This is a genomic window from Amycolatopsis sp. NPDC049159, from assembly GCF_040648295.1.
GTDB lineage: Bacteria > Actinomycetota > Actinomycetes > Mycobacteriales > Pseudonocardiaceae > Amycolatopsis > Amycolatopsis pretoriensis_A.
Window position 1 is genome coordinate 175,213 of the sequence record NZ_JBEZDL010000001.1, and the last position, 23,566, is coordinate 198,778.

Annotated in this window: 25 protein-coding genes; 14 read left to right on the forward strand and 11 right to left on the reverse strand. The window is 68.8% G+C overall.

The window, feature by feature from the left end; translation table 11 throughout:
• Positions 1 to 33 precede the first annotated feature (33 nt).
• Positions 34 to 1,572 (reverse strand): aklavinone 12-hydroxylase RdmE, encoded by a 1,539-nt coding sequence (gene rdmE / locus AB0B33_RS00815; RefSeq protein ID WP_360765151.1) that lies wholly within the window; start codon positions 1,570 to 1,572, stop codon positions 34 to 36.
• Positions 1,573 to 1,744: 172 nt separating this feature from the next.
• On the opposite strand from rdmE, the gene AB0B33_RS00820 reads away from it, so the two are divergent.
• Together AB0B33_RS00820 and AB0B33_RS00825 are read left to right on the forward strand one after the other, a co-directional pair.
• Complete coding sequence (locus AB0B33_RS00820) at positions 1,745 to 3,055, forward strand: bifunctional o-acetylhomoserine/o-acetylserine sulfhydrylase (RefSeq protein WP_247018923.1); 1,311 nt, start codon at positions 1,745 to 1,747, stop codon at positions 3,053 to 3,055.
• Complete coding sequence (locus AB0B33_RS00825) at positions 3,052 to 4,167, forward strand: homoserine O-acetyltransferase (RefSeq protein WP_360765153.1); 1,116 nt, start codon at positions 3,052 to 3,054, stop codon at positions 4,165 to 4,167. Before AB0B33_RS00820 ends, AB0B33_RS00825 begins: the two co-directional genes overlap by 4 nt.
• Here AB0B33_RS00825 and AB0B33_RS00830 read toward each other — a convergent pair.
• On the reverse strand, positions 4,164 to 4,382 hold the full coding sequence (locus AB0B33_RS00830) for a hypothetical protein (RefSeq protein ID WP_247018925.1): 219 nt from the start codon (positions 4,380 to 4,382) through the stop codon (positions 4,164 to 4,166). The genes AB0B33_RS00825 and AB0B33_RS00830 overlap by 4 nt on opposite strands.
• Before the next feature lie 14 nt (positions 4,383 to 4,396).
• Positions 4,397 to 5,275, reverse strand: a complete 879-nt coding sequence (locus tag AB0B33_RS00835; RefSeq protein WP_360765157.1) for a diiron oxygenase — start codon at positions 5,273 to 5,275, stop codon at positions 4,397 to 4,399.
• A gap of 69 nt (positions 5,276 to 5,344) precedes the next feature.
• On the opposite strand from AB0B33_RS00835, the gene AB0B33_RS00840 reads away from it, so the two are divergent.
• Entirely contained in the window at positions 5,345 to 5,971 is a 627-nt protein-coding gene (locus AB0B33_RS00840) for a helix-turn-helix domain-containing protein (RefSeq protein ID WP_360765159.1), read from the forward strand.
• A 1-nt stretch (position 5,972) separates the two neighbouring features.
• On the opposite strand, the gene AB0B33_RS00845 is transcribed toward AB0B33_RS00840, so the two are convergent.
• Positions 5,973 to 6,713 (reverse strand): SDR family oxidoreductase, encoded by a 741-nt coding sequence (locus tag AB0B33_RS00845; RefSeq protein ID WP_360765162.1) that lies wholly within the window; start codon positions 6,711 to 6,713, stop codon positions 5,973 to 5,975.
• A gap of 74 nt (positions 6,714 to 6,787) precedes the next feature.
• Between AB0B33_RS00845 and AB0B33_RS00850 the strand changes: the two genes are divergently transcribed.
• A complete protein-coding gene (locus AB0B33_RS00850; RefSeq protein WP_247018932.1) occupies positions 6,788 to 7,345 on the forward strand; it encodes a TetR/AcrR family transcriptional regulator in 558 nt (185 codons plus the stop codon).
• Here the strand turns inward: AB0B33_RS00850 and AB0B33_RS00855 are convergent.
• Positions 7,342 to 7,842 (reverse strand): hypothetical protein, encoded by a 501-nt coding sequence (locus AB0B33_RS00855; RefSeq protein ID WP_360765165.1) that lies wholly within the window; start codon positions 7,840 to 7,842, stop codon positions 7,342 to 7,344. The genes AB0B33_RS00850 and AB0B33_RS00855 overlap by 4 nt on opposite strands.
• Before the next feature lie 46 nt (positions 7,843 to 7,888).
• The gene (locus AB0B33_RS00860) at positions 7,889 to 8,479 is read right to left on the reverse strand and encodes a TetR/AcrR family transcriptional regulator (protein ID WP_360765169.1); all 591 of its coding nucleotides are present in this window, start codon (positions 8,477 to 8,479) and stop codon (positions 7,889 to 7,891) included.
• Between the two features lie 155 nt (positions 8,480 to 8,634).
• Between AB0B33_RS00860 and AB0B33_RS00865 the strand changes: the two genes are divergently transcribed.
• From AB0B33_RS00865 to AB0B33_RS00885, 5 genes are all read left to right on the forward strand, one after another.
• Positions 8,635 to 9,447, forward strand: coding sequence for an SGNH/GDSL hydrolase family protein (locus AB0B33_RS00865; RefSeq protein ID WP_360765171.1), 813 nt, complete (start codon positions 8,635 to 8,637; stop codon positions 9,445 to 9,447).
• Between the two features lie 147 nt (positions 9,448 to 9,594).
• Positions 9,595 to 11,208, forward strand: coding sequence for a carboxyl transferase domain-containing protein (locus AB0B33_RS00870; RefSeq protein ID WP_360765174.1), 1,614 nt, complete (start codon positions 9,595 to 9,597; stop codon positions 11,206 to 11,208).
• Positions 11,209 to 11,210: 2 nt separating this feature from the next.
• Entirely contained in the window at positions 11,211 to 13,196 is a 1,986-nt protein-coding gene (locus AB0B33_RS00875; protein WP_360765177.1) for an acetyl-CoA carboxylase biotin carboxylase subunit, read from the forward strand.
• A complete protein-coding gene (locus AB0B33_RS00880; RefSeq protein WP_360765180.1) occupies positions 13,193 to 14,347 on the forward strand; it encodes an acyl-CoA dehydrogenase family protein in 1,155 nt (384 codons plus the stop codon). The genes AB0B33_RS00875 and AB0B33_RS00880 overlap by 4 nt, the downstream gene beginning before the upstream one ends.
• Before the next feature lie 53 nt (positions 14,348 to 14,400).
• Entirely contained in the window at positions 14,401 to 14,787 is a 387-nt protein-coding gene (locus AB0B33_RS00885; RefSeq protein ID WP_360765183.1) for a hypothetical protein, read from the forward strand.
• 9 nt (positions 14,788 to 14,796) lie between these two features.
• Here the strand turns inward: AB0B33_RS00885 and AB0B33_RS00890 are convergent, their stop codons facing one another.
• Genes AB0B33_RS00890 through AB0B33_RS00900 form a run of 3 tightly spaced genes read right to left on the reverse strand, consistent with a single transcriptional unit; the run spans position 14,797 to position 17,027 of the window.
• On the reverse strand, positions 14,797 to 16,137 hold the full coding sequence (locus AB0B33_RS00890) for a hypothetical protein (RefSeq protein WP_360765186.1): 1,341 nt from the start codon (positions 16,135 to 16,137) through the stop codon (positions 14,797 to 14,799).
• Entirely contained in the window at positions 16,134 to 16,469 is a 336-nt protein-coding gene (locus tag AB0B33_RS00895; RefSeq protein WP_360765188.1) for a hypothetical protein, read from the reverse strand. The genes AB0B33_RS00890 and AB0B33_RS00895 overlap by 4 nt, the downstream gene beginning before the upstream one ends.
• 15 nt (positions 16,470 to 16,484) lie before the next feature.
• Positions 16,485 to 17,027, reverse strand: coding sequence for a YbaB/EbfC family nucleoid-associated protein (locus AB0B33_RS00900; protein ID WP_360765191.1), 543 nt, complete (start codon positions 17,025 to 17,027; stop codon positions 16,485 to 16,487).
• A gap of 147 nt (positions 17,028 to 17,174) precedes the next feature.
• Between AB0B33_RS00900 and AB0B33_RS00905 the strand changes: the two genes are divergently transcribed.
• From AB0B33_RS00905 to AB0B33_RS00915, 3 genes are all read left to right on the forward strand, one after another.
• Positions 17,175 to 17,687, forward strand: coding sequence for a GNAT family N-acetyltransferase (locus AB0B33_RS00905; protein ID WP_360765193.1), 513 nt, complete (start codon positions 17,175 to 17,177; stop codon positions 17,685 to 17,687).
• Between the two features lie 59 nt (positions 17,688 to 17,746).
• The gene (locus AB0B33_RS00910; RefSeq protein WP_360765196.1) at positions 17,747 to 18,592 is read left to right on the forward strand and encodes an SDR family oxidoreductase; all 846 of its coding nucleotides are present in this window, start codon (positions 17,747 to 17,749) and stop codon (positions 18,590 to 18,592) included.
• A 112-nt stretch (positions 18,593 to 18,704) separates the two neighbouring features.
• The gene (locus AB0B33_RS00915; RefSeq protein WP_360765199.1) at positions 18,705 to 19,772 is read left to right on the forward strand and encodes an alpha/beta fold hydrolase; all 1,068 of its coding nucleotides are present in this window, start codon (positions 18,705 to 18,707) and stop codon (positions 19,770 to 19,772) included.
• On the opposite strand, the gene AB0B33_RS00920 is transcribed toward AB0B33_RS00915, so the two are convergent.
• Both AB0B33_RS00920 and AB0B33_RS00925 read right to left on the reverse strand, forming a co-directional pair.
• Positions 19,761 to 20,633 carry an N-acetylmuramoyl-L-alanine amidase gene (locus tag AB0B33_RS00920; protein WP_360765202.1) on the reverse strand — a complete coding sequence of 291 codons (873 nt, stop codon included), beginning with the start codon at positions 20,631 to 20,633 and terminating at the stop codon, positions 19,761 to 19,763. The two genes, AB0B33_RS00915 and AB0B33_RS00920, sit on opposite strands and share 12 nt — an antisense overlap.
• A gap of 3 nt (positions 20,634 to 20,636) precedes the next feature.
• Positions 20,637 to 20,867, reverse strand: a complete 231-nt coding sequence (locus AB0B33_RS00925; RefSeq protein WP_247018959.1) for a hypothetical protein — start codon at positions 20,865 to 20,867, stop codon at positions 20,637 to 20,639.
• 740 nt (positions 20,868 to 21,607) lie between these two features.
• Between AB0B33_RS00925 and AB0B33_RS00930 the strand changes: the two genes are divergently transcribed.
• Together AB0B33_RS00930 and AB0B33_RS00935 are read left to right on the forward strand one after the other, a co-directional pair.
• Positions 21,608 to 22,912 (forward strand): AAA family ATPase, encoded by a 1,305-nt coding sequence (locus AB0B33_RS00930; protein ID WP_360765204.1) that lies wholly within the window; start codon positions 21,608 to 21,610, stop codon positions 22,910 to 22,912.
• Positions 22,909 to 23,562, forward strand: a complete 654-nt coding sequence (locus AB0B33_RS00935; RefSeq protein WP_360765206.1) for an HNH endonuclease — start codon at positions 22,909 to 22,911, stop codon at positions 23,560 to 23,562. The genes AB0B33_RS00930 and AB0B33_RS00935 overlap by 4 nt, the downstream gene beginning before the upstream one ends.
• Positions 23,563 to 23,566 lie beyond the last annotated feature (4 nt).

Genomic DNA, 23,566 nt, shown 5'->3' on the forward strand with positions numbered 1-23,566 from the left:
GGGGTCAGCGGGTTGCCGTGCCGACGGACGCGTTCAGCGCGACCGACGCGAAAGCACCGCGTCGAGCACGCGCCGCAGTTCGGTCTCCGGGTCGTCGACGGGCGCCGGTGCGCGCCACGCCACGATGCCGTCCGGGCGAACGAGCGAAGCGCCGCCCTCCGAAAGGCCGTACCGCGAAGCGAACAATTCGCCGTCGATGGCGTGGCAGTCGATGCCGGCCGAAGCGGCGGCCGGGGTCCACGCCGAGCCGTCGCCCGCGCAGAGCAGCACCCACGACCGGCCGAGCAGGTCCACAGTGGACTCCAGGCCGGGCGCGCGGAACCCGGGCCGCCCGGTCGGCGCGTGCACGTCCTCGACGCGCGCGCCGTCGTCGGGCTCCTCGGACAGCACGGCCGTCGAGCGGTAGCGGAACCCGAGCAGGATGCCCAGCGGGTCCTCCGCCGGCGTGATCCCGGAGACGTCGAGGCCCGGGTGCATGCGCTGCTTCATGTTGTGCAGGGACGTGTCGACGACCATCCGCGCGATCGGACGGCGTTCGGCTTCGTAGGTGTCGAGCAGCCCTGGCCCCGCTTCGCCGCGCAGCACCGCGGCGAGCTTCCACGCGATGTCCGCGGCGTCGCCCACCGCCGTGTTACCGCCCATCCCGCCGGTCGGCGGGGTCACCTTCGCCGCGTCGCCGATCAGGAAGACCCGCCCGTCCCGGAAGCGGTCGGCCAGCCGCGCGGCGATCTCCCAGGACCCCGTCCAGACGATCTTCGGGTCCAGGTCCGGCAGGTCGGTGGCGCTGCGGATCATCGCGACCAGCCGGTCGGGGGTGAAGTCCGCCGGGCTTTCGCCCTTCTCCGGGAAGTAGTCCGGCGCGAAGACGTACCGGTCCGGCACGTCGGTGTTGACCAGCCCGGCCGTGAACTCGGGGTGCTGCAGGTAGAACAGGTCGGTCACGCCGGCCTGGACGCGGTCGCCGAGGTCGGCGTCGAACACCACGCCGAGGCAGTGGCTCAGCGCGTCCATCCCGGTGGTCCCGATGCCGAGCCGGGCCCGGATGCCGCTGCGGCCGCCGTCGGCCGCGACGACGTAGTCCGCGCGCACCACCGTCTCTTCACCCGAATCGCGGTGCCGCAGCGTCGCGGTGACGCCGTCGGCGTCCGGCGTCAGCTCGACGAGTCCGGTGCGGAAGCGGACCCGCGCGCCCGCCTGCTCCGCGTGCGCCAGCAAGATCGGCTCGACGACGTCCTGCCCGGCCATGCCGGCGGGCAGCGTGGTCGAGGCCGAGACGTCGAACTCGCTGCCGTCCTCGGCGAGCCGGTGCAGCACGCGCCCGGCCAGGCTGGTCGCGACGGTGATCCGCAGCCCCTGTGACGCACGGGGGCTCACCGCCAGCACCTCGCGGTCGATGCCCGCCCAGTGGAACAGCTCCATCGTGCGCCAGTTCTGCCCGGCGGCGCGCGAATGGACCGACGTTCCGGCGTGCCGTTCGACGGTCAGCACGTCCACTCCGGCCTGCGCGAGGAACAACGACGCCGACAGTCCACCCAGTCCGGCCCCCACGACCAGCACTTGTACCCGTTCCATCCCGATTACCTCCATGCCCGTGAATCTCCCTGTCAAAGTATCTTAGCCACAGAGAGATTAGTTTGCCAAGTGCGTGGTACTCCCAGGACGTGGGAAAAGTTGGGTGCTCCGTTCAGCCCAAGTAGGTTCGTCCCGGCAGCCCCCTGAAGCCCTTGAGCCGCAAGGAGAACCGATGAGCGCGGACGACACCTCGGCCTGGTCCTTCGAGACCAAGCAGATCCACGCGGGCGCCGCGCCGGACCCGGCGACCGGCGCGCGGGCGACCCCCATCTACCAGACGACGTCGTACGTCTTCCGCGACAGCCAGCACGGCGCCGACCTGTTCAGCCTCGCCGAGCCCGGCAACATCTACACGCGGATCATGAACCCGACCCAGGACGTCCTGGAGCAGCGGCTCGCCGCGCTCGAAGGCGGCGTCGCGGCGCTGGCGTTCGCGTCCGGCTCGGCCGCGACCACGGCGGCGATCCTCAACCTCGCGAGCGCGGGCGACCACTTCGTCTCGAGCCCGTCGCTCTACGGCGGTACCTACAACCTCTTCCACTACACGTTGCCGAAGCTCGGCATCGAGGTCACCTTCATCGACGACCAGGACGACCTGGAGCAGTGGCGCGCCGCCGTCCGGCCGAACACGAAGCTGTTCTTCGCCGAGACCCTGGCCAACCCGGGCAGCAACGTCCTCGACATCCGGGGCGTCGCCGACGTCGCGCACGAGGCCGGTGTCCCGCTCGTCGTCGACAACACGGTGCCGACGCCCTACCTGGTGCGCCCGATCGAGCACGGCGCCGACGTCGTCGTGCACTCCGCGACGAAGTACCTCGGCGGCCACGGCACCACGGTGGCCGGCGTGCTCGTCGACGGCGGCACGTTCGACTTCGGCAAGGATCCGGCGAAGTTCCCGGGCTTCAACGAGCCGGACCCGAGCTACCACGGCCTCAAGTACTGGGAGGCGCTCGGCCCGGGTGCCTACGCGGCCAAGGCGCGCGTCCAGATCCTGCGCGACACCGGCGCGGCGATCGCGCCGCTGAACAGCTTCCTGATCCTGCAGGGCATCGAGACGCTGTCGCTGCGCCTCGAGCGGCACGTCTCGAACGCGCAGGCGCTGGCCGAGTGGCTGGAGCAGCGCGACGAGGTCGAGAAGGTGTACTACGCGGGCCTGCCGTCGAGCCCGTTCTACTCCGCGGCGCAGAAGTACCTGCCGCGCGGCGCGGGCGCGGTCCTGTCGTTCGACCTGCGCGGCGGCGTCGACGCGGGCCGCAAGTTCGTCGACGGCACCGAGCTGCACAGCCAGCTGGTGAACATCGGCGACGTCCGCAGCCTGATCGTGCACCCGGCGTCGACCACGCACAGCCAGCTCAACCCGGAGGAGCAGCTCTCCAGCGGCGTCACGCCCGGCCTGGTCCGGCTCGCCGTCGGCCTGGAGGGGATCGAGGACCTCAAGGCCGACCTGGAGGCCGGATTCCGGGCGGCCAAGGCGGAACTGTGACGGGTGACCCCGTCACCGGGGCCTGGCGGATCGGTGATCCGCCAGGCCGCCGGAAGTTCGTCACCGGCCCCGGCGCGCTCGCGCTGGAGGCCGGTGGCGTGCTGCCGTCCTTCACGCTCGCGTACGAGACGTGGGGGACGCTGAACTCCGACGCGTCCAACGCGATCCTCGTCGAGCACGCGCTGACCGGCGACAGCCACGCGGCCGGTCCCCTCGTGCCCGGGCACCCGAACGCGGGCTGGTGGGACGCGCTGATCGGGCCGGGGAAGGCCGTGGACACCGACGAGTACTTCGTCGTGGTCCCGAACGTGCTGGGCGGCTGCCAGGGCTCGACCGGGCCCTCGTCGGACTTCGACGGCCGGCCGTGGGGCAGCCGGTTCCCGGTCGTGACGGTGCGGGACCAGGTCGCTTCGGAGGCGGTGCTGGCCGACCACCTGGGCATCGACCGCTGGGCGGCCGTCGTCGGCGGCTCCATGGGCGGGATGCGCGCGCTGGAGTGGGCGGTTTCGCTGCCCGGCCGGGTGGCTTCGGTGCTGGTGCTGGCGTCCACCGCGCGGGCGTCGGCCGAGCAGATCTCTTGGGCGGCCCCGCAGCTGCACGCGATCCGCAGCGACCCGTTCTTCCACGGCGGCGACTACTACTCGCAGTCCGCGGGACCCGCGGCCGGCCTCGGCATCGCCCGCCGGATCGCGCACGTCACCTACCGCAGCGAGCCGGAACTGGCCCAGCGGTTCGGCCGGACCTACCAGGGCGGCGAAGACCCGTTGCGCGGCGGGCGGTTCGCCGTCGAGTCCTATTTGGACCACCACGCCGACAAGCTGGTCTGCCGCTTCGACGCGAACAGCTACCTGGTGCTGACGGAGTCGATGAACACCCACGACGTGGGCCGCGACCGCGGCGGCGTGGCGGCGGCGCTGGGCCGGATCACGGCCCGCGCGGTGATCGGCGGCGTCGACAGCGACCGGCTCTACCCGCTGTACCAGTCGGAAGAGCTGGCGGCGGGCATCCCGGGGACGTCGGAGGCGTCGGTGGTGACTTCGCCGTACGGCCACGACTCGTTCCTCATCGAGTCCGGCCAGATCGCGGGCCTGGTGAAGGTGCTGCTGGGCTAGCGGCCGCCGACGCGTTCTCCCAGGCGCACCAAGCGGTTCGCGACCCGCCGCGACGTCTCGGCCGCGTAGTCGCCGAGCCGTTCCGCGGCGCGGTCGGACAGCTTCGCCACCCGCCAGGCGACGTCGTCCGCGCGGTCGCCCGCTTCGTCACCCGCGGTGGCGATGCGATCGGCGAGCCGGCCGGTGCCGGCGGCGAGCAGGTCCTTGAGCGCCATGGCTTCCCCTTCGTCTAGAGCATTCCGGCGCGGCGCCACAGCACTGCGCTCGGACCGCCGATCAGGTCGTTCTCGCGCAGGAACCGGACGAGCTTGCGGGCCCCGAAGGCCAGCGTCTCGCGCCGGTGCGGGCTCGTCCGCGCGGCGGCCACCGCGACGCCGGGGTCGATCCCCGCGCGCAGGTACTGCCGCGGACGCGACAGCAGCCGGGACATCAGCAGCGCACCCACCGCGACCACGACCCTGGCGAACTCCTTGCGCCACCAAGGGGCTTCGGCCAGCGAGCGGACCAGGTCGTCCCGCGCGTACCGGACGTGCCGGGCCTCCTCGGTCACGTGGATCCGCATCACCGCGCGCACCACCGGCTGCACCGTCTCGTCGTCGAGGTGCTCGCGCTGCAGCGCGTCGAAGATCTCTTCGCCGATCAGCGTCGCCACCCACATCGCCGGCCCGTGCAGGATCGACGGGAGCGCCTGCGCGGACAGCTGCAGCCAGCGGTTGTTGCGGTACGGCCGCCCGTCGACGTGCTCGATCAGCCGGGCGAACATCGTGGAGTGCCGGCATTCGTCGGCGACCTCGGTCAGCGCGTAGTGCACGTGCCGGGTCGTCGGGTCCTGGTGGTAGGACGCGCGCAGCAGCATCTGCATGAGGATCAGCTCGAACCAGATCCCGACGCTGACGGTGTTCACCAGCTCCTGGCGCGACAGCTCGATCCGCTGCTCGCGGCTCAGCGCGTCCCACACCGGCGTGCCGTAGAGGGAGACGAGCTTTTCGGGGATGAAGAACTGGTCTTCGTTCAGCGGCGCGGCCCAGTGGACGTCGACGTCCGGGTCGTAGGAGAGCCGGGCGCTCGAGCGGAGCAGCCGTTCGGCGGTGGCTTCGCGTTCACCCATCCGAGCCTCCCTGTGTCGTGTAACACTAGAACGCATGAAACAATCTCCGTCAAGATGTAAAGTCGGCGCATGCGCGATCTCCTGAAGCACGCGCTCGAAGCCGAGCTCCCCGGCGACGAGACCTCGGAACGGATCATGGGCGCGGCGCTCACCCAGGCCGAGGACTTCGGGCTGCGGCGGTTCACCGTCGACGACGTCGCGCGCCGCGTCGGGCTCTCGCGGGTGACGATCTACCGGTACTTCCCGAAGAAGGACCAGCTGCTCAACGCGCTGATCCTGCGGGAGATGAAGCGGTTCTTGACGAAGGTCGACGCCGTCGTCGAGGCGCAGGGCACCCCGGAGGAGAAGCTCATCGAGGGGTTGAGCTTCTCCCTCGGGTACCTGCGCGGGCACCGGCTGCTCAACCGCCTGCTGCGCACCGAGCCGGAGCTGATCCTGCCGCACCTGACCGTCCAGGCCGGCGGCCTGTTCGCGGCCGCGCGCGCCCGGATCGCGGCGCACTTCCACGCGGAGATCGCCGCCGGGCGGCTCAGCCTGCCCGCCGAGGACGTCGACGGGATGGCCGAGCTGCTGATCCGCATCGTCGTGTCGCTGGTGCTGACGCCGGACACGGTTCTGCCGGTCGACGACGACGTCCAGCGCCGCCGGCTGGCGGAGCTGTACCTGGCGCCGATCGTCCGCTCGCTGCGTCCTTGACTCAGCCCTGCCGCGTGGGCCGGATGGTGAGGTCGCCGATCTCGACGTCGTCGGGCTGCTCGATGGCGAACGCGATCGCCCGCGCGACGGCGTCGGGGCTGATGCCGAGCGCCGCCATCGCCTGCTGGGCCTGCTCGCGCTGTGCGGGATCCTCGACGTGGTCGACGAGTTCGGTGCGCACGAACCCCGGCGAGATGGACGTCGTGCGCAGGACGCCGTCGGTGGACTCCTGCCGCAGTGCCTCCAGCAGTGTCCGCACGGCGTTCTTGGTGCCCGCGTAGACGGCTTGGGCCGGGACGATCTTCAGTCCCGACGTCGAGACGGTCGTGACGAAGTGGCCGCGGCCCTGCGCGCGGAACACCGGGAGCGCGGCGGCGATGCCGTGCAGGACACCGCGGAGGTTGACGTCGATCATCGCGTCCCAGGCGTCGACGTCGAGGTCGGCCACCGGCGCGATCCGGGCGACACCGGCGTTGGCGACCAGGACGTCGAGGCGTCCGAAGCGGTCGACGGCTCGCGTGACGAGCCGCTCGAGATCGGCGCGCCGCGTCACGTCGACGTCCAGCACCTCCGCGCGGCCGCCATCGTCGCGGATCTTTCGCGCGAGCGCCTCCAGCCGGTCGGTGCGCCGGGCGCCGAGCACCACCGCCGCCCCGCGGCCGGCGAGTTCCCACGCGGTCGCTTCGCCGATCCCGCTGCTCGCGCCGGTGATCGCGACGACCTTGTCCAGTCCGTTCGTCATGGGGTCCTCCGTTAAACTGACAACTGTCCGGTTAACCCTACCGGACAGTTGTCCACTTATGTGAGGAGAGTGCCGTGGCCGGTCGTGAGCGCCGTTCGGACGCCGTCGCCAACCGCGACCGGATCGTCGAGGCCGCGCGGGCGGAACTGAGCGAGTCCAACGGCGCGGTCGACGACCTGAAGCTGCACCGGGTCGCCAAGGCCGCGGGCGTCGGGCAGGGCACGCTCTACCGGCACTTCCCGACGCGCGAGCACCTGCTGGCGGAGGTCTACCGGGCCGAGCTGACCCAGCTCGTCGACACGGTGGCGCCGTTGCTGGCGGAGCATTCCCCGCTCGGCGCGCTGTCCCGCTGGCTGGAGCGGCTGGTCGAGTACGCGCGCGTCAAACGCGGCGTGATGGCGGCGATCGAGGTGCCGGCGTGGCAGGACCTCTACTCCGGCCAGCACCACCGGCTCGACGAAGCGCTCGAAACGCTGCTGGACCGGGGAAAGGCCGCCGGGGAGATCCGCGCCGGGGTCGACGCCGCCGACGTCATCCTGCTCCTCGGAGCGCTGTCACGGATCCCGGAAGCCGAGTGGGACGAGCGGGCACCCCGGATCGTGGCGGTGATCGTCGACGGCCTCCGCGCCTAGTCCGAGACCGCTTCCGAGATCCAGGGAGCCACCGGCAGGTCGCGGTCCAGGCACTCGACCGACAGCCGGATCGTCCAGCGCAGCGCCTGCAGCACCAGGCTGTCGACCTCGTCCGGGGCCGCGTTGGCCAGTGCGATCTCCACCTGTTCCTGCGCCGCCTCCGTGTTGCCGTGCACCTCCGCGAGCAGCGTCCGCACCGCGGTCCGCACCGGCGGGTCGGCCTGGTCGATCGAGACCTCTTCACCGTCCTCGTCGAAGACCTGGACCTTGACCGGCGCGCTGCCGCCGTCGCCCAGGGTGGCGACCATCGCGCTGCACTCGCCGAACAACAGCAGCATCAGCGCCTTGGTCTCGTCCGCGCGGGCCTGCGGCTCGGCGGCCGTCGGGGCGACCTCGACGAGGGCTTCCGCATCGTCGCCGAGGCTCAACGCGGTCAGTGCGCGCTGTGCCTTCTCGACGAGCTTTTGCTCGTTCCAGTCCGCTTCCACGTGCCCCATCAAACACCAGCCGCGCCCCTTGTGGGGATACCTTGATCCGGGACGGTCATCCCACCGCGCGAAGGGCACCCAGCGCGAGCCGGGAGAGCAGCTCGGCGAGCTCGCCGTCACCGAGATGGCGGTTGTACGGGGTCGAGTTGATCAATCCGAACACGGCGTGTGCCGCCGACCGCGCCTGTCGTTCTCCCAGATCCGGCATCGCTTCGCGGATCGCGCTGACCCACACCTCGACGTACTGGCGCTGCAGCGCGCGCACCTGCTTGCGGTCGGCGTCGGTGAGGTTCGCGAGGTTGCGCTCCTGGACGGTGATCAGCGCCGGGTGGTTGAGCGCGAAGCCGACGTGGAACGCCACGAGGCCGGCCAGCGTGTCGTCCGGCGTGCCCGGCCGGGCGGCCCACTTCGTGCCGCCGTCGAGCAGGTAGCGGCTGATCGAGTTCAGCATCTCGCCGAGGATCGCGTCCTTGCTGCGGAAGTGCCGGTAGAGCGCCGGACCGGAGATGCCGACCGCGGCCCCGATGTCGTCGATGCCGACGCCGTGGAAGCCGTGGTGGGCGAACAGCTCGGCGGCCGCGGACATGATCTGTTCGCGTCTGTTCGCCTTCTCGCCGTTCACGAGCGGAGTGGGGTTCGCCGGCATCCGGCCATATTAAGGCCCCAAGTTAGCGACCGCTAACACCCGTTCCCTCCTTCCGATGTAAGCCGAGTGGGTTACCTACGGGTAACTAGGGGTTCCTTGTGGGGCTTCCACCTGCTGTCCTATTCGGGCTGGCTCTGTCACAAAGGAGTGACCCCATGGCTGTTCCCGCCCGCAAGTCACGTCGATTCTTCCTACGGTTGAGCACGGCCCTGGGGGCCGTCGTCCTCGCTTCTCTCGGTGTGACGGGCCTCGCCCAGGCCGCCGGGACCGTTTACGCCGCGGTCGGCGACTCCTACTCCTCGGGGGTCGGAGCCGGCAGCTACGGCAGTTCCGGCAGCTGCTACCGCAGCTCGAAGGCGTACCCGCAGCTCTGGGCCAACGCTCACAGCGGCACCTCGTTCACGTTCCTGGCCTGCTCCGGCGCCCGCACGGGTGACGTCATCAGCCAGGCGAACTCCATCCCGTCCAACGCGACCCTGGTCACCGTCACCGTGGGCGGCAACGACGCCGGCTTCAGCGACGTGATCCAGACCTGCACGCTCGGCAGCGACTCGGACTGCACCAACCGGGTCAACACGGCGAAGACCTACGTCAACAACACGCTGCCGCCGCTGCTGACGAACACCTACAACGCGATCAAGGCCAAGGCGCCGGGCGCCAAGCTCGTCGTCCTGTCCTACCCGCGCTTCTACACCGTGCCCGGCTCCTGCTGGGTGGGGCTGAGCGACACCAAGCGCTCGGCGATCAACTCCGGCGCCGACACGCTGGCGTCGGTGATCCAGTCGCGCGCGGCTTCGGCGGGCGCGACCTTCGTCGACGTCCGCTCGTCGTTCGTCGGGCACAACATCTGCTCCTCGGCCGACGACTACCTGCACAGCCTGACCTGGCCGGTGATCGAGTCGTACCACCCGACCGTGGCCGGGCAGTCCGGCGGCTACTACACGCCGCTGCGTGCCGCGATCGGCTGATCTTCCCCGCGAGTTCGTGAAGGCCACCTCGAGGAAGCCCCCGCTTCCTCGAGGTGGCCTTCACGGCATTCCGGCGACTGGACAACCCACGTTAGCGGTCGCTAACATCGGAGCGGAGGTTAACGACCGCTAACTTCGAGGGAGCCCATGGACACGCCGGCACTGGGGACGACTGCGGCCCCGGACAGCGAGGCCTACACCCGCAACGCGACGTCGCACGCGGAGCTGGTCGAGGACCTCCGCAAACGTTTGGGGAGCGCCCGGCTGGGCGGGCCCGAGAAGGCGCGCACCCGGCACGTCGAGCGCGGCAAGCTGCTCCCGCGCGACCGCGTCGACACGCTGCTGGACCCGGGTTCGCCGTTCCTGGAACTGTCGCCGCTGGCCGCGAACGGACTGTACGACGACGAAGCGCCGTCCGCCGGGATCATCACCGGGGTCGGGCGCGTCTCGGGGCGCGAGTGCGTGGTCGTCGCGAACGACGCCACCGTCAAGGGCGGCACGTACTACCCGATGACGGTGAAGAAGCACCTGCGCGCGCAGGAGGTCGCCCTCCACAACAACCTGCCGTGCGTCTACCTGGTGGACTCCGGCGGCGCGTTCCTGCCACGGCAGGACGAGGTCTTCCCGGATCGTGAACACTTCGGCCGCATCTTCTACAACCAGGCGACGATGTCCGCGCGCGGCATCCCGCAGATCGCCGCGGTGCTCGGCTCGTGCACGGCGGGCGGCGCGTACGTCCCGGCGATGAGCGACGAGGCCGTGATCGTCCGGAACCAGGGCACGATCTTCCTCGGCGGCCCGCCGCTGGTGAAGGCCGCGACCGGCGAGGTCGTCACGGCGGAGGAACTTGGCGGCGGCGACGTCCACTCGCGCCAGTCCGGCGTCACCGACCACCTGGCCGACGACGACGCGCACGCGCTGCGGATCGTCCGGTCCATCGTGTCCACGCTCGGGCCGCGCGCGCCGCGTCCGTGGGACGTGCTGCCGACCGAAGCGCCGGCCGTCGACCCCGCGGAGCTGTACGGCGTCGTCCCGACCGACCCGCGCACACCTTACGACGTAAGGGAGGTGATCGCGCGGATCGTCGACGGCAGCCGGTTCGGTGAGTTCAAGAAGGAGTACGGCGCCACGCTGGTCACCGGCTTCGCCCGGATCCACGGCCACCCGGTGGGCATCGTCGCGAACAACGGCGTGCTGTTCGCCGAGTCCGCGATGAAGGGCGCGCACTTCATCGAGCTGTGCGACAAGCGCTCGATCCCGCTGCTGTTCCTGCAGAACATCACCGGGTTCATGGTCGGGCGCGCGTACGAAGCCGGCGGCATCGCCAAGCACGGCGCGAAGATGGTCACCGCGGTGGCCTGCGCCCGCGTGCCGAAGTTAACGGTCGTTATCGGCGGCTCGTTCGGTGCCGGCAACTACTCGATGTGCGGCCGGGCGTACTCGCCGCGCTTCCTGTGGATGTGGCCGAACGCGCGGATCTCGGTGATGGGCGGAGAGCAGGCGGCGTCGGTGCTCTCGACGGTCCGCCGCGACTCGATCGAAGCCCGCGGCGGCGAGTGGTCCACCGAGGACGAAGAAGCGTTCAAGGACCCGATCCGCGAGCAGTACGAAGCCCAGGGCAGCCCGTACTACTCCACCGCGCGGCTGTGGGACGACGGCGTGATCGACCCGGCGGACACCCGCACGGTGCTCGGCCTCGCGCTCTCGACCGCGGCGAACGCGCCCCTGTCCGATGTCAACTACGGCGTCTTCCGGATGTGATCATGTTCGACTCAGTACTGGTCGCGAACCGCGGCGAGATCGCCGTCCGGGTCATCCGCACGCTGCGGGCGCTCGGCATCCGCGCGGTCGCGGTGTACAGCGACGCCGACGCCGAGGCCCGGCACGTCCGCGAGGCGCACACCGCCGTCCGCATCGGGCCGGCGGAAGCCGCGAAGAGCTACCTGTCCATCCCGGCCATCGTCGACGCCGCGGTGTCCTCGGGCGCGCAGGCCGTGCACCCGGGGTACGGCTTCCTCGCGGAGAACGCCGAGTTCGCGCGGGCCTGCGAGGCGGCCGGTCTCGTGTTCATCGGCCCGCCGGTCGCGGCGATCGACGCGATGGGCGACAAGATCCGCGCGAAGGCGACCGTGTCGAAGGCCGGCGTGCCGGTCGTGCCCGGCGCGTCCGACGTCGACATCCCGCCCGGCGGCTTCGCGGAAGCCGCGGCGGAGGTGGGCTACCCGCTGCTGCTCAAGCCGTCCGCGGGCGGTGGCGGCAAGGGCATGCGGCTGGTGCACGCCGCCGACGAGCTGGACGCGGCGATCGAGTCCGCGCGGCGCGAGGCCAAGGGTTCGTTCGGCGACGACACGCTGCTGATGGAGCGGTTCGTCACGACGCCGCGGCACATCGAGATCCAGGTGCTGGCCGACGAGCACGGCCACGTCATCCACCTCGGCGAGCGCGAGTGCAGCCTGCAGCGGCGGCACCAGAAGATCATCGAGGAAGCGCCGTCGGTGCTGCTGGATCCCGCGACCCGCGAAAAGATGGGCTCGGCGGCGGCCGAAGCCGCGCGCTCGGTCGGGTACGTCGGGGCCGGCACGGTCGAGTTCATCATGTCGGCGCACAACTCCGACGAGTTCTTCTTCATGGAGATGAACACCCGGCTGCAGGTGGAGCACCCGGTCACCGAGCTGGTCACCGGCCTCGACCTGGTCGAGTGGCAGGTCCGGGTCGCGGCCGGGGAACACCTGACCGTGAAGCAGGAAGACGTCGTCCTCACCGGACACGCCGTCGAAGCGCGCGTGTACGCCGAAGACCCGGCACGGGGGTTCATCCCGACCGGCGGCACGGTGCTGGCGGTGCACGAGCCGGCCGGCGACGGCGTCCGCGTCGACTCGTGGATGACGCGCGGCGCGGTGATCGGCTCGAACTACGACCCGATGCTGGCCAAGGTCATCGCGTGGGGCCCGGACCGCGCGGCGGCGCTGCACCGGCTCGACCTGGCGCTGGCGGACACGGCGCTGCTGGGCGTCGGCACGAACACGGCGTTCCTGCGCGGGCTCTTGGCCGACGCCGATGTCCGCGCGGGCAAGCTCGACACCGAGCTGGTCGACCGGCGGCTGTCCACTTTGGTCTCTTCCGACGTGCCGGCGGAGTTCTTCGTCGCGGCCGCGCTCGACCGGTTCCTGGAGCTGCAGCCGTCCGGATCCGTGGTGGACCCGTGGGACGTGCCGGACGGCTGGCGGATGGGCGGCTCCGGCGGGGTCACGTTCCGGCTGAAGTCCGGCGCGGCCCGCGCGGTGGTCCGGGTGCAGGGGACGCCGTCCGACGCGACCGTCGTCGTGGACGACACCGACCCGGTGCGCGTCTCGGCCCGGCGCGACGGCGATGTCCTGGAGATCCGGCACGCCGGCGGGTTCCACCGCTACCGCCACGCCTGCGGTCCGGACCGGACGGTCTGGCTGGCCCGGGACGGCCGGAGTTTCCCTTTCGGGGAACAGGAATTCGTGCTGTCGTCGCGCGGCGAGGCCGCCGGGGCCGGGCCGGTCACCAGCCCGATGCCGGGCACCGTGCTCGTCGTGAAGGTGGCGGCGGGCGACGTCGTCAAGGCCGGGACGCCGTTGCTGGTGGTCGAAGCCATGAAGATGGAGCACACGGTCACCGCGCCGGTCGACGGCGTGGTCAGCGAACTTCCCGTCCGGGTGGGCCAACAGGTCGCGCTGGACGAAACCCTTGCCGTCGTAACGCCCCAAGAGGAGCAGCAGTGATCGACTTCCGCCTGGACGAGGAGTACGAGGCCCTCCGCAAGACCGTCGAGGACTTCGCGCACGCCGAGGTCGCGCCGGTCATCGGCGAGCTGTACGAGAAGGAAGAGTTCCCGTACGCGATCGTCGCGAAGATGGCCGAGATGGGCCTGTTCGGCCTGCCGTTCCCCGAGGAGTTCGGCGGGATGGGCGGCGACTACTTCGCGCTCTGCCTGGCTTTGGAGGAACTGGCCAGGGTCGATTCGTCGGTCGCGATCACGCTGGAGGCCGGGGTTTCCCTCGGCGCGATGCCGATCTTCCGGTTCGGGACGCAGGAGCAGAAGGAGAAGTGGCTCCCTTCGCTCTGTGAGGGCACCGCCCTGGGCGGCTTCGGCCTGACCGAGCCGGGCGGCGGTTCGGACGCGGGCGCCACCCGCACCCGCGCCACCATGGACGGTGACGAGTGGGTCATCAACGGCAGCAAGGCGTTCATCACGAACTCGGGCACGGACATCACGCGCCTGGTCACCGTCACCGCGGTGACGGACGTGATGGAGAACGGCCGCAAGGAGATCTCGGCGATCATCGTCCCGTCGGGCACGCCGGGCTTCGAGGTCGCGCCGAAGTACTCGAAGGTCGGCTGGAACTGCTCGGACACGCACGAGCTGTCCTTTTCGGACGTCCGCGTCCCGGTCGAGAACCTGGTCGGCACGCGGGGTCGCGGGTACGCGCAGTTCCTGTCCATTTTGGACGAGGGCCGGGTCGCGATCGCCGCGCTGTCGGTGGGGCTGGCGCAGGGCTGCGTGGACGAGAGCCTGAAGTACGTCAAGGACCGCGTGGCGTTCGGCCGGCGGATCGGGGAGTACCAGGCGATCCAGTTCAAGATCGCGGACATGGAGGTCCGCACGCACACGGCCCGGCTGGCGTACTACCAGGCGGCGTCGAAGATGCTGCGCGGCGAGCCGTTCAAGAAGGAAGCCTCGATCGCGAAGCTGGTGGCGTCGAACGCGGCGATGGACAACGCCCGCGACGCGACGCAGATCTTCGGCGGCTACGGCTTCATGAACGAGTTCCCGGTCAGCCGCTTCTACCGCGACGCGAAGATCCTGGAGATCGGCGAGGGCACGAGCGAGGTCCAGAAGATGCTGATCTCGCGCCACCTCGGCGTCGCCTGACGTAACGCGCGAGCCGCCACCGGCGAAAGTCCCCGGGGAACGAGGGGGGCTCGATGAAGCGGATCGCTGTCATCGCGGCGGGGTTTTACCTGGTGGCGGCGTGCACGCCCGCAGCGCCGGCCGACGACGGCTCGGAGTTCGACGAGCCCTCGCCGCCGGCCACGACGGTCACCTTGCCGACACCGAGCCCGACGCCGACGGCGTTCCCGGACGGCTTCCCGAAGGTCGTGCCCGTGCGGTCGCTGCCGGCTCGCTTGCGCGACCAGTACCGCGCCGGCGGCGCGACCGAAGCCCTCCAGGTCGCCCCCGGCGTCTGGTCACCGGTGCAGGGCGCAGCAGCCATCGTGAACCCTCGAGTTCTCGACGGCTACTGCGCCTCGGTCGAAGCGTTCGAGCGGCAGTACCGGGCCGGGGCGAAGTACCCCGGCACTTGCTGGTGAAGCCCGGCGCTACTTCGGCTGTTGCTGCTGTTCCTTCTTGTCTTCCTCGGCCCAGGCGGCTTCCGCCTGCATCTGGATGTCGGTGAGGCCGCGGTCGACCTGCACGATGTCCTTGCCCGCCCAGCCCACGAAGTTCTTCGAGCTCTTCGCGTCGGAGAGGGCTTTCAGCATCGGGTAGTAGTCCGGTGCCTTGGCCTTGAGCCAGTCGTCGACGAACTTCATCTTCTTGTAGCTGTCGCCGAACTTGGTCTTGAGCCAGTCCTCGTGCTTCTTGATCGTCGAGATGTCGTGGTCGCTCAGGTGCGACTTCGGCGGCGTCGGCTTCGGTGGCTCCGGTGGCTTCGGCAGTGGCCGCGAGAAGTTGGGAGTGGTGCCGTCGCCGGGAGGCCGCGTGCTCGGGGAGGCGCCACCACCGGGACCGTCGTGGGTGACCGCCGTGCCCGGCGGGGGCAGCGGCCGCGAGAAGTTCGGGGTCGTGCCGTCGCCCGGCGGCCGGGTGGTGGGCGCTGCGCCGCCACCAGGGCGGTCGTGGGTGATCGCGGTGCCCGGCGGCGGCATCGGCGTCATCTCGTGGCCCGCGCTCGACGACGAGCCCGGCTTCCCCTTGACCAGCTTCGACAGCCCGGTGAGCCGTGCCAGCGTGCGGCCGGCGTAGGCCACGACCTTGGCGAGCTTCGCCATCATCGCCGCGACCTGCACCGAGACCGTCGCGACGCACTTGGTCACCCCGACGGCGATCGACGCGCCGAACGTCGGGATGGCGAGCGCGAGGGCGATCAGCATCGTGGAGATGATGTCGCCGAGGATCGTCGTGATGATGTCGCGCAGCAGCGAGCGGACCGCGCCGATCAGCGCCCCGGTGGTCTCGACCATGTAGCCGGCGACGTCGGCCGCCTTGGCGTTGGCGTCGATCCAGCCCTTCCGGTCGTTGATCGACTTGAGGAAGCTGTCGTAGCCCTTGCCCTGCCACTGGGTGATCGTCGACTTGAGGGTCTCGTCCAGCTCGGTGCCGGTGTTGCGCAGCGACTCGCCGATCTTGTGCAGCTCGTTGGCGACCTTCGTGACCTCCGAAGGGTTGCCCGCGACCTGGTCCAGCGGCCACTTCAGGAACGAGACGTGCTCGATCAGCCAGCCGAGCCCCGCCGCGATCAGCTTCGCCAGCGGGTCCATCGCGAACGCGACGGTGTCGAGCACGGCGCTGATGACGTTGATGCCCAGCTCCACGCTGACGGCCGCGAGGTCGCCGCCGTGCTCGGTCTGGACCTTGCCGATCGAGTCGCCGACCTGCTTCCAGCTGTCGAAGACGCCGGCGCCCGTGGTGGAGTTCGCCGACGTGATGGGGACGGTCACTTGCCCAGCTCCGTTTCGAAGGTGCTCAGACCCTGCGCCGTGTTCGAGTCGTGGGTCGCGTAGGTTTCGCCGGCCTTCTTCACGTCCTCGGCGGACTTGCCGATGTCGCCCACCAGTTTGGTGATCTCACCCGTGATCACGGCCATCGTGACCCGCGACGGCACGGCGAGCACCTGCGCGAGCAGGATGCCGAACGCGGCGTTGTCGAAGCCGTTGGCGGCCTGCATCCGGTTCGCGGCGTCCTGCACCGCCGGCTGCGTGGTGCCCGACAGGAACTGGCTGAACTTCTGCAGCTCGGCCGGGTCGACCGAGAAACCTTCTCCGGAAACCACCGGTTCTCCTCCGTACTACCAGGGGTTGCTTTCGCCGTCGTCCTCGTCCGGCGCGGGCCGCGGGCGACGACGCGGCGGAGCTTGCGGCGGGGGCGGCGGGGTGCGGTGCGGCGGGGCGGGCGGGCGCGGCGTGCGGTCCTCCGCCTCCTGCTCCGGCATGAACACGTCGCTCTTGCCCGGCGGCGGCGTGCTCTCGTCCGGTTCGGGCGGGGGCAGGAACTCGTCGAGCAGTTCGCGGGCGGCCGAGCTCTCGCCGACCATGCCGCTGAAGGCTTCGGCGACTTCGGCCGAGACCTTCTGCTGCGCCTTGCCGACCAGCTGCAGCACCAGACCGGCCAGCGCCTGCGGCGGACGCTCGTACGCACGCGGGCCGAACCGGAGGTCCTGCAGGACCCCGCTCGGGCCGAGCGTCACCGACACCGAGCCGTCCGGCGACTGCACGCTGGCGGTGGCGGACCGCAGCTTTTCCTGCGCCGCCGCGGCTTTTGCCTGGATTTCCTCGAGTTCGACCGTGAACGCGGCCAGCGGATCGCCGCCGCCGGGCACTGACTGTGTCAATTTGTCCTCGTCGCGAGAGAGGTCGTGAACGGAGGAAGTCAATCAGCGCTCGTTGAAGCTCGGATGACACGAAGCGAGCCGCCGGTTGAACGCGGTGTGGATCGCCGAAGTCGGCCCGCGCGTACGCCCGGTGCGGTAAACAAGGGCATGGACAACACCGTCATCCGATCGGGCGATTCCGGGGACGTCGACACCCTGCTGGGTTTCTTCGACGAAGCCGTCGAATGGCTGGTCGCGCGGGGCAGCTCGAAGCAGTGGGGGACCGAGCCGTGGAGCCGGGTCCCGAAGCGCGTCGAACGCGTCAAGGGGATGGCCGCGGACCCGGGCCTGCGCGTCGCGGTGGTCGACGGCGAGCCCGCGGGCGCGCTGATCGTGTCGGAGGAGCACGACCCGCACGTGCCGACGGTTGACGAGCGTGAACTTTACGTCCGCCTGCTGATCACGTCCCGGCGCTTCACCGGCCGTGGCGTCGGGGCGAGGCTGATCGAGTACGCGCTCGACGAGGCGCGGCGGCGCCGGATCGACCTCGTGCGCGTCGACTGCTGGGCCGGCGGCGACGGTGAGCTGCAGCGTTACTACGAGAGCCAGGGCTTCGTGCCCACCGTGCAGTTCCACGTCGAGGAATGGGTCGGGCAGGTCCTCGAGCAGCGCGTGGGGTAGCGCGATCGCGGGTCAGGGGTGACACTGTTGACGAAGTGCCAACAGACGAAGGAGTCGCCATGGCCGAGGAGCTTGCGGGCAAGGTCGTCGTCATCACCGGCGGCGGGCAGGGGATCGGCGCGGCGACCGCGTCGGCGCTGTCCCGGCTGGGCGCGAAGGTGGTGATCGGCGACCTCGACCAGGTGCGGGCCGAGAAGACCGCCGGCGAGCTGGATGCCGAAGCGCTCCCGCTGGACGTCACCGACATCGCCGGCTTCACCGAGTTCCTCGACGAGGTCGAACGCCGCCACGGACGCATCGACGTGCTGATCAACAATGCCGGGATCATGCCGCTGGCGCACCTCGAAGAGGAGAGCGACGCGACGACCCGGCGTCAGCTGGAGATCAACCTGCACGCGGTCATCCACGGCACCCGCGAAGCGGTGAAGCGGATGCGGCCGCGCCGGTCCGGGCACATCGTCAACGTCGCTTCCTTCGCGGGCAAAGCGGGTTTTCCGGGCGCTGCGACGTACTGCGCGACGAAGCACGCCGTCGTCGGGCTGTCCGAAGCGGTGCACCTGGAGCTGCACGGGTCCGGCGTGCGCATCTCGTGCGTGATGCCCGCGATCGTCCGGACCGAACTCGCGAGCGGGCTCGGCGAGGCGAAGCTGTTCAAGTCTTCGCGCCCGGAAGACGTGGCCGACGCCATCGTGGCCACGCTGCGCAAGCCGCGGTTCGAGGTGTTCGTGCCCCGATCCGTGGGAACTATGGGCAAGCTCACCCGGCTGCTCCCGCGGCGGGCGGGCGAAGCGCTGGCCCGCGCGTTGAAAGCCGACCAGCTTTTGGCTTCAGCGGCCCATTCCCCGGCTCGCGCGGAGTACGAGGCGCGCGCCGCCGACAGCGCGCCCGGGGCGGGCACGGAGTAACTCGGACGGCCTAGCGACTGTCCGATTTGGACGTGGGCGGTGTTGAGTCCACCGGCCTGACCGGGCAAGATTGACCGGAAGTGCCCGGGGACGTCGCAGGAGGCTCGAGAAAATGGTTTCACCGCCCGCACGACTGGCCGCCGCGGCGTCGAACGTGGTCGGCAAGGTGCTGCACGGCGGGGTCGCCGACCTGCGCCCGATGCCGCGGGTGCTGATCGACCAGGGTCCCAACCGCTCGCTGTACCGGATGACGCACAGCAGCCGCCCGGTGTCCGGGCCGCCGGTCCTGCTGGTGCCGCCGCTGGCCGCGCCGGCCATCTGCTTCGACCTGCGCCGCGGCTGCAGCCTCATCGAGCACCTGGTCGAGGGCGGCCGCAACGCCTACCTCGTCGACTACGGCGTGGTCGCGTTTTCGGACCGGCGCCTGGGCATCGAGCACTGGATCGACGAGGTCCTGCCGCGCGCGATCCGCAAGGTGAGCGCGGACGCGGGCGGCCAGGACGTGCACCTGGTGTCGTGGTCGCTCGGCGGCATCTTCTCGCTGCTGGTGAACGCGGACCAGCCGGACCTCCCGATCGCGTCGATCACCGCGATCGGTTCGCCGGTCGACTTCACGGCGATCCCGATCGTGGCCCCGTTCCGCCCGCTGGTCGACCTGACGAACGGCCACCTGCTGACCCCGATCTACCGCGCGTTCGGCGGCGCACCGTCCTATTTGGTCAGCCGCGTGTTCCGCGCGACGGGCATCAGCAAGGAGATCACGAAGCCGATCGCGATCTTGAAGAACCTGGACGACCGCGACTACCTCGCCCAGATCGAGGCGGTCGACCACTTCATGAGCAACATGTACGCCTACCCCGGGCGGACGTTCGGCCAGCTGTACCACCGCTTGTTCCGCACGAACGACCTGGCCGAGGGCAAGGTCGACCTGAACGGGCGGATCATCTCGCTGTCGTCGGTGCGGGTCCCGACGCTGGTGGTGGCGGGCGAGAACGACACGATCGCCCCGCGGCCGTCGGTCGAGCGGGTGGTGGAACTGCTGGACAAGGCCCCGGAGGTCCGCTTCAAGACCGCACCGGGCGGCCACCTCGGCGTCCTGACCGGCCGCAAGGCCCGCGGCACGACGTGGCGCTACCTGGACGAGTTCCTCGACGACCAAGCCGCGGCTTCAGCCGACTAGGTCGATCTCGAACGGCTCCGCCGCGCTGTAGCGCACGTCCGCCCACACCGCGCCCGGCACGCCGTAACGCCGGTGCGAAGTCAGCTTCGCGTCGTACCCCGGCACCTCCCCGGGGTTGTGCCCGACCCCCGCGCGATCCGACCCCCACGCGAAGATGGCCGGTACCCACAAGGGTTTCACGGAACCGTCACCGCTCAACCGGGGACGCACCACGATCGCCGCGCCCTCGCTGCCGGACAGGAAGACGCGGACCGTGTGCTCGCCGTCGTCGGGCGGGGTGACGGTGATGCGTTCCAGGAGCTCGACCTCCACCCCCAGCGGCCCGGCGCCGGCCGGGTTGGCGGCTCGCTCGCGCAGCCACCCGGAGTCGATGCCCACGGGATCGATCTTGCGGCCGGCCGGCAGGCAGACGTCCTTGTGCCCGGCGTACCGCTCGACCCCGCGCGACATGTACCGCAGCAGCGCGGCGACGAGCTTCGGGTAGGCGTCCCGCTGCGCGTCCGTCCAGCTCCCGGCGCCCGCGGACTCCGCTTCGATGCCGAGGAATTCGTCGTTGACGTCGAGGAACCCGAGCCACCGCGACGCACCGGCGTGGTACGCGCAGCCGGCGGCGACGACGAAGATGGTCCCGCTGCGCCCGAGCCCGAGGTTGCACAGCGGCCCGGCGAGGTCGGCGCGCCCGTTGGTGACGATGTCGAGCGAGGGGTAGTCCCCGGGCGCGGAATCGGCGGTGGCGGTGTGGTGCCCCACGACGCCTTCGACGACGCGCATGCCGCCGTGCCCGCGGGTCTGCCACCCGGGCACCTCGACCACGGGGTACCCGGTGCTGCGAGCGGCGTCGACGAGCCAGGGAACGTACACGGCTCAGCCCTCCGGCTCGTCGTACGCGCCGGCTTCGGCTTCGGTGTCGGGCGCGTGGGGATCGGCGATCCGTTCGGCGAGCGCGGTCCGGGCTTCGTCGAGGTCCTTCGGACCCTGCCGATCGGCGTCCCAGCCCTCGGCATCCCATTCCTGCGGCGACTTGATGGGGGTGTCATCCCCGGGCCGGTGCACGACGGCAGCGGCGAGGAGCGTGGTCTCGATGTGTTCGGTCACGATCGGCCTCCGGCACCCGAGGGTACCGGAGGCCGGCCGCGGACGACCTACTTCAGCTCGGCGCTGGACTTGCCGAGGACGCGGCGAGCCACGATCAACTGCTGAATCTGCTGTGTCCCCTCGAAGATGTCGAGGATTTCTCAGCCGGTTTTCGCTGGCCTCGCTCATCTCGCCGTAAACGGCCTCTGAGCTGCACTGATGTGTCTCGCTAGTTCTCGTCGTCTGTCGCTGCTCCCTGGCCTCTGACGGCCTGGAGACGGCCTGGCGGCCGGCCACACCTACCCCTGGATCCCGATACGAAGCCAGCACGCGGCCGGTGGTGCCGGGTCAAGACACGCTTCACCGTCTTGACGCGGTGCTACCGGCCGTTGTCACGATCCGGCGTCGGGATGGAGGTCCCTCACGACGGTGCGTAACGGAGATCGAGTCACGAACGACCCGTATGTCACGACCGCTCGCAGAGGAGGCCAACGTTGGCTCTGGGGACCAGTGTGCCGCCGCTGTGCGGCGCTGCGCCAGGTGACCCGCTGGCGGCCGCACCGCCCGGCCGGCGGGCGGAGCGGAGCGGCAGCCCGCCGTGTCGGAAGCGGATGCGGCCGCCCAGGCGAGGGGCTACATACGCGACAGGCGCGCCGCCACCGGCGGCGCGCCCTTGATCTCATAGAGCCAAGTTCGGCAGTAGAGTTGGATCGGTTTAGGTATTCTGGCTCCCGGATGTTGGACCTTGAGATTGGATCGCCTTGGCTAGCGAAGACGTAACAATCGACCGACTTACCCTGCGGGGATGGCGGCAGTTTGAGTCTGTCGACCTAGACCTGTCAAGTAGGCTGACAGTCATCACGGGTGCCAATGGTGCAGGAAAAACTAGCATCCTATCGCTGATTGGGCAGCTCTTTCAGTGGTCTCCGACTTTCTTGTCTGTTCCGTATCGTGCGGCGGACGGAACGATTTCCTACATGTCAAATGTGTGGGCAGAAGAGCCGGAAGATTCTGAAATGGTCGACCAGTCGGTGCCGGAGCCTTACCGGGGTCACACGGTGGGAAGAGTCATCTACAGCGATGGATCAAAGGGAAGTGTAGCGGTACACGGCAGTGGTTCCATGCTATATAGCGTAGGCATCAGTATGCCCCCTAGAATGATGATGAATGGCCTGTTTCTCTCTTCGCATAGATCTCTGAGCGAGTATCAGCGAGTGGAGTACCTTCCCGCTGAATTCAACGAGATTGGTCAGATACTCGAGCAGTATCTCTCCGAAATTCGTGGCCGAATTGGTGGCTACCGTGCGTCGGAGCTGAAGTCGCCGATGTTCAGAATGAAAGAGGCGCTACTGTCGGCTGCCATATTCGGTGAGGGCAATTCTTCCTTGGCTCCAAATGTGCGAGCTTTAGAGGTTTGGACAGGCTTTCAAGACGTATTGAAAATACTGCTGCCGAAATCCCTTGGCTTCAAGCGACTGATCGCTATGCCGCCTGAAATTGTGATCGACTCAAGTACGGGTCAGTTTACTTTAGATGCCGCGTCTGGCGGAATAACGGCGCTTCTTGAGCTTGCTTGGCAGATCTTCCTCAGGTCTCGTCAGCATGACAATTTCACTGTCTGCTTCGATGAGCCAGAGAATCACCTGCACCCGTCGCTTCAACGTTCAGTCATACCTAGCTTGCTTTCGGCTTTTCCGAACGTTAAGTTTATTGTTTCGACTCATAGTCCTTTTGTTGTTACCGCATCTCAATATTCTAAGGTCTATGTGTTGCAGTACAACGAAAAAGATCGGGTAGAGGCTCATTTGCTGAACTTTGCAGATAAAAGTGCGGCAGCTGAGGAGGTGCTTAGTAAGGTTCTTGGCATGGAGAGCACCTTGCCGATCTGGGCTGAGAGTAAGTTTGATGAAATAATTGCTAGATATTTGTCGAGGACGACCCTTGAGGCTGGCGATTTGATAAGTCTTAGGAATGATCTCCAGGCGGCTGGATTGGGAGGGAAACTGCCTAGTGCAATCGACGCCTTCTCTCGGAAGATTGCCTCGGAAGGCGACTCTGAAGAATGAGAAGGATTGCGAAGTCGGAAAAGCCAGGCGTTCTCTCTGAAAAGGCGGAGCAATGGACTGCAGAGTACAAGGCGGCAACTGAAAAGAAGCCTACACCTTGGAAGCATGAGGAAATCAGGGCTGCGCTGCGGTCTGAAACTGATAGTCGTTGCGCTTACTGCGAATCAGAAATAAACTCGGTTACATATGATCAGATTGAGCATATTCTACCGAAGTCCCGTTTTCCAGATCTTGTAGTGGACTGGAATAACCTTACTCTAGTCTGTCCAAGATGTAACAATCTGAAGCGAGATTACTACGACCCCGGTGAGGGATTGGTAAACCCGTATGTAGACCGACCATCTGATCATATCGTCTTCTTGGGTTCGTGGATCTGGCCACGGCCTGGAAATGGTCGCGGGAAAAAGACTGTGGATATTTTAGGTCTGTGTCGCGCCGAGTTGGTTCAGCGTCGTCAACGTAGACTTGAGTGGATGATGAGCCTCGTTGAGCAGTGGAAAGCGGCGGACGGAGAGTATCGTGAAAGAATTCAAGAGATAATTAATGACGATTTCGAGGCCGGAGAATATCAAGCTATGGTCGAGGCGTTTCTTGGGGAGTGGGGATTTCCGCTGCGGCAGAAATCAGGTGAGTATTCTGCCTCCGCTTGATCGT

Bases quoted from the DNA above. Each gene is read 5' to 3' on its own strand.
- AB0B33_RS00855 (WP_360765165.1), bottom strand. From the start codon at position 7,842: ATGGGGCACGTGGAAGCGGACTGGAACGAGCAAAAGCTCGTCGAGAAG.
- AB0B33_RS00910 (WP_360765196.1), top strand. From the start codon at position 17,747: ATGGCCGAGGAGCTTGCGGGCAAGGTCGTCGTCATCACCGGCGGCGGG.
- AB0B33_RS00845 (WP_360765162.1), bottom strand. From the start codon at position 6,713: ATGACGAACGGACTGGACAAGGTCGTCGCGATCACCGGCGCGAGCAGC.
- AB0B33_RS00915 (WP_360765199.1), top strand. From the start codon at position 18,705: ATGGTTTCACCGCCCGCACGACTGGCCGCCGCGGCGTCGAACGTGGTC.
- AB0B33_RS00870 (WP_360765174.1), top strand. From the start codon at position 9,595: ATGGACACGCCGGCACTGGGGACGACTGCGGCCCCGGACAGCGAGGCC.
- AB0B33_RS00830 (WP_247018925.1), bottom strand. From the start codon at position 4,382: ATGGCGCTCAAGGACCTGCTCGCCGCCGGCACCGGCCGGCTCGCCGAT.
- AB0B33_RS00905 (WP_360765193.1), top strand. From the start codon at position 17,175: ATGGACAACACCGTCATCCGATCGGGCGATTCCGGGGACGTCGACACC.
- AB0B33_RS00820 (WP_247018923.1), top strand. From the start codon at position 1,745: ATGAGCGCGGACGACACCTCGGCCTGGTCCTTCGAGACCAAGCAGATC.
- rdmE (WP_360765151.1), bottom strand. From the start codon at position 1,572: ATGGAACGGGTACAAGTGCTGGTCGTGGGGGCCGGACTGGGTGGACTG.
- AB0B33_RS00865 (WP_360765171.1), top strand. From the start codon at position 8,635: ATGGCTGTTCCCGCCCGCAAGTCACGTCGATTCTTCCTACGGTTGAGC.
- AB0B33_RS00840 (WP_360765159.1), top strand. From the start codon at position 5,345: ATGCGCGATCTCCTGAAGCACGCGCTCGAAGCCGAGCTCCCCGGCGAC.
- AB0B33_RS00885 (WP_360765183.1), top strand. From the start codon at position 14,401: ATGAAGCGGATCGCTGTCATCGCGGCGGGGTTTTACCTGGTGGCGGCG.
- AB0B33_RS00875 (WP_360765177.1), top strand. From the start codon at position 11,211: ATGTTCGACTCAGTACTGGTCGCGAACCGCGGCGAGATCGCCGTCCGG.
- AB0B33_RS00935 (WP_360765206.1), top strand. From the start codon at position 22,909: ATGAGAAGGATTGCGAAGTCGGAAAAGCCAGGCGTTCTCTCTGAAAAG.
- AB0B33_RS00860 (WP_360765169.1), bottom strand. From the start codon at position 8,479: ATGCCGGCGAACCCCACTCCGCTCGTGAACGGCGAGAAGGCGAACAGA.
- AB0B33_RS00835 (WP_360765157.1), bottom strand. From the start codon at position 5,275: ATGGGTGAACGCGAAGCCACCGCCGAACGGCTGCTCCGCTCGAGCGCC.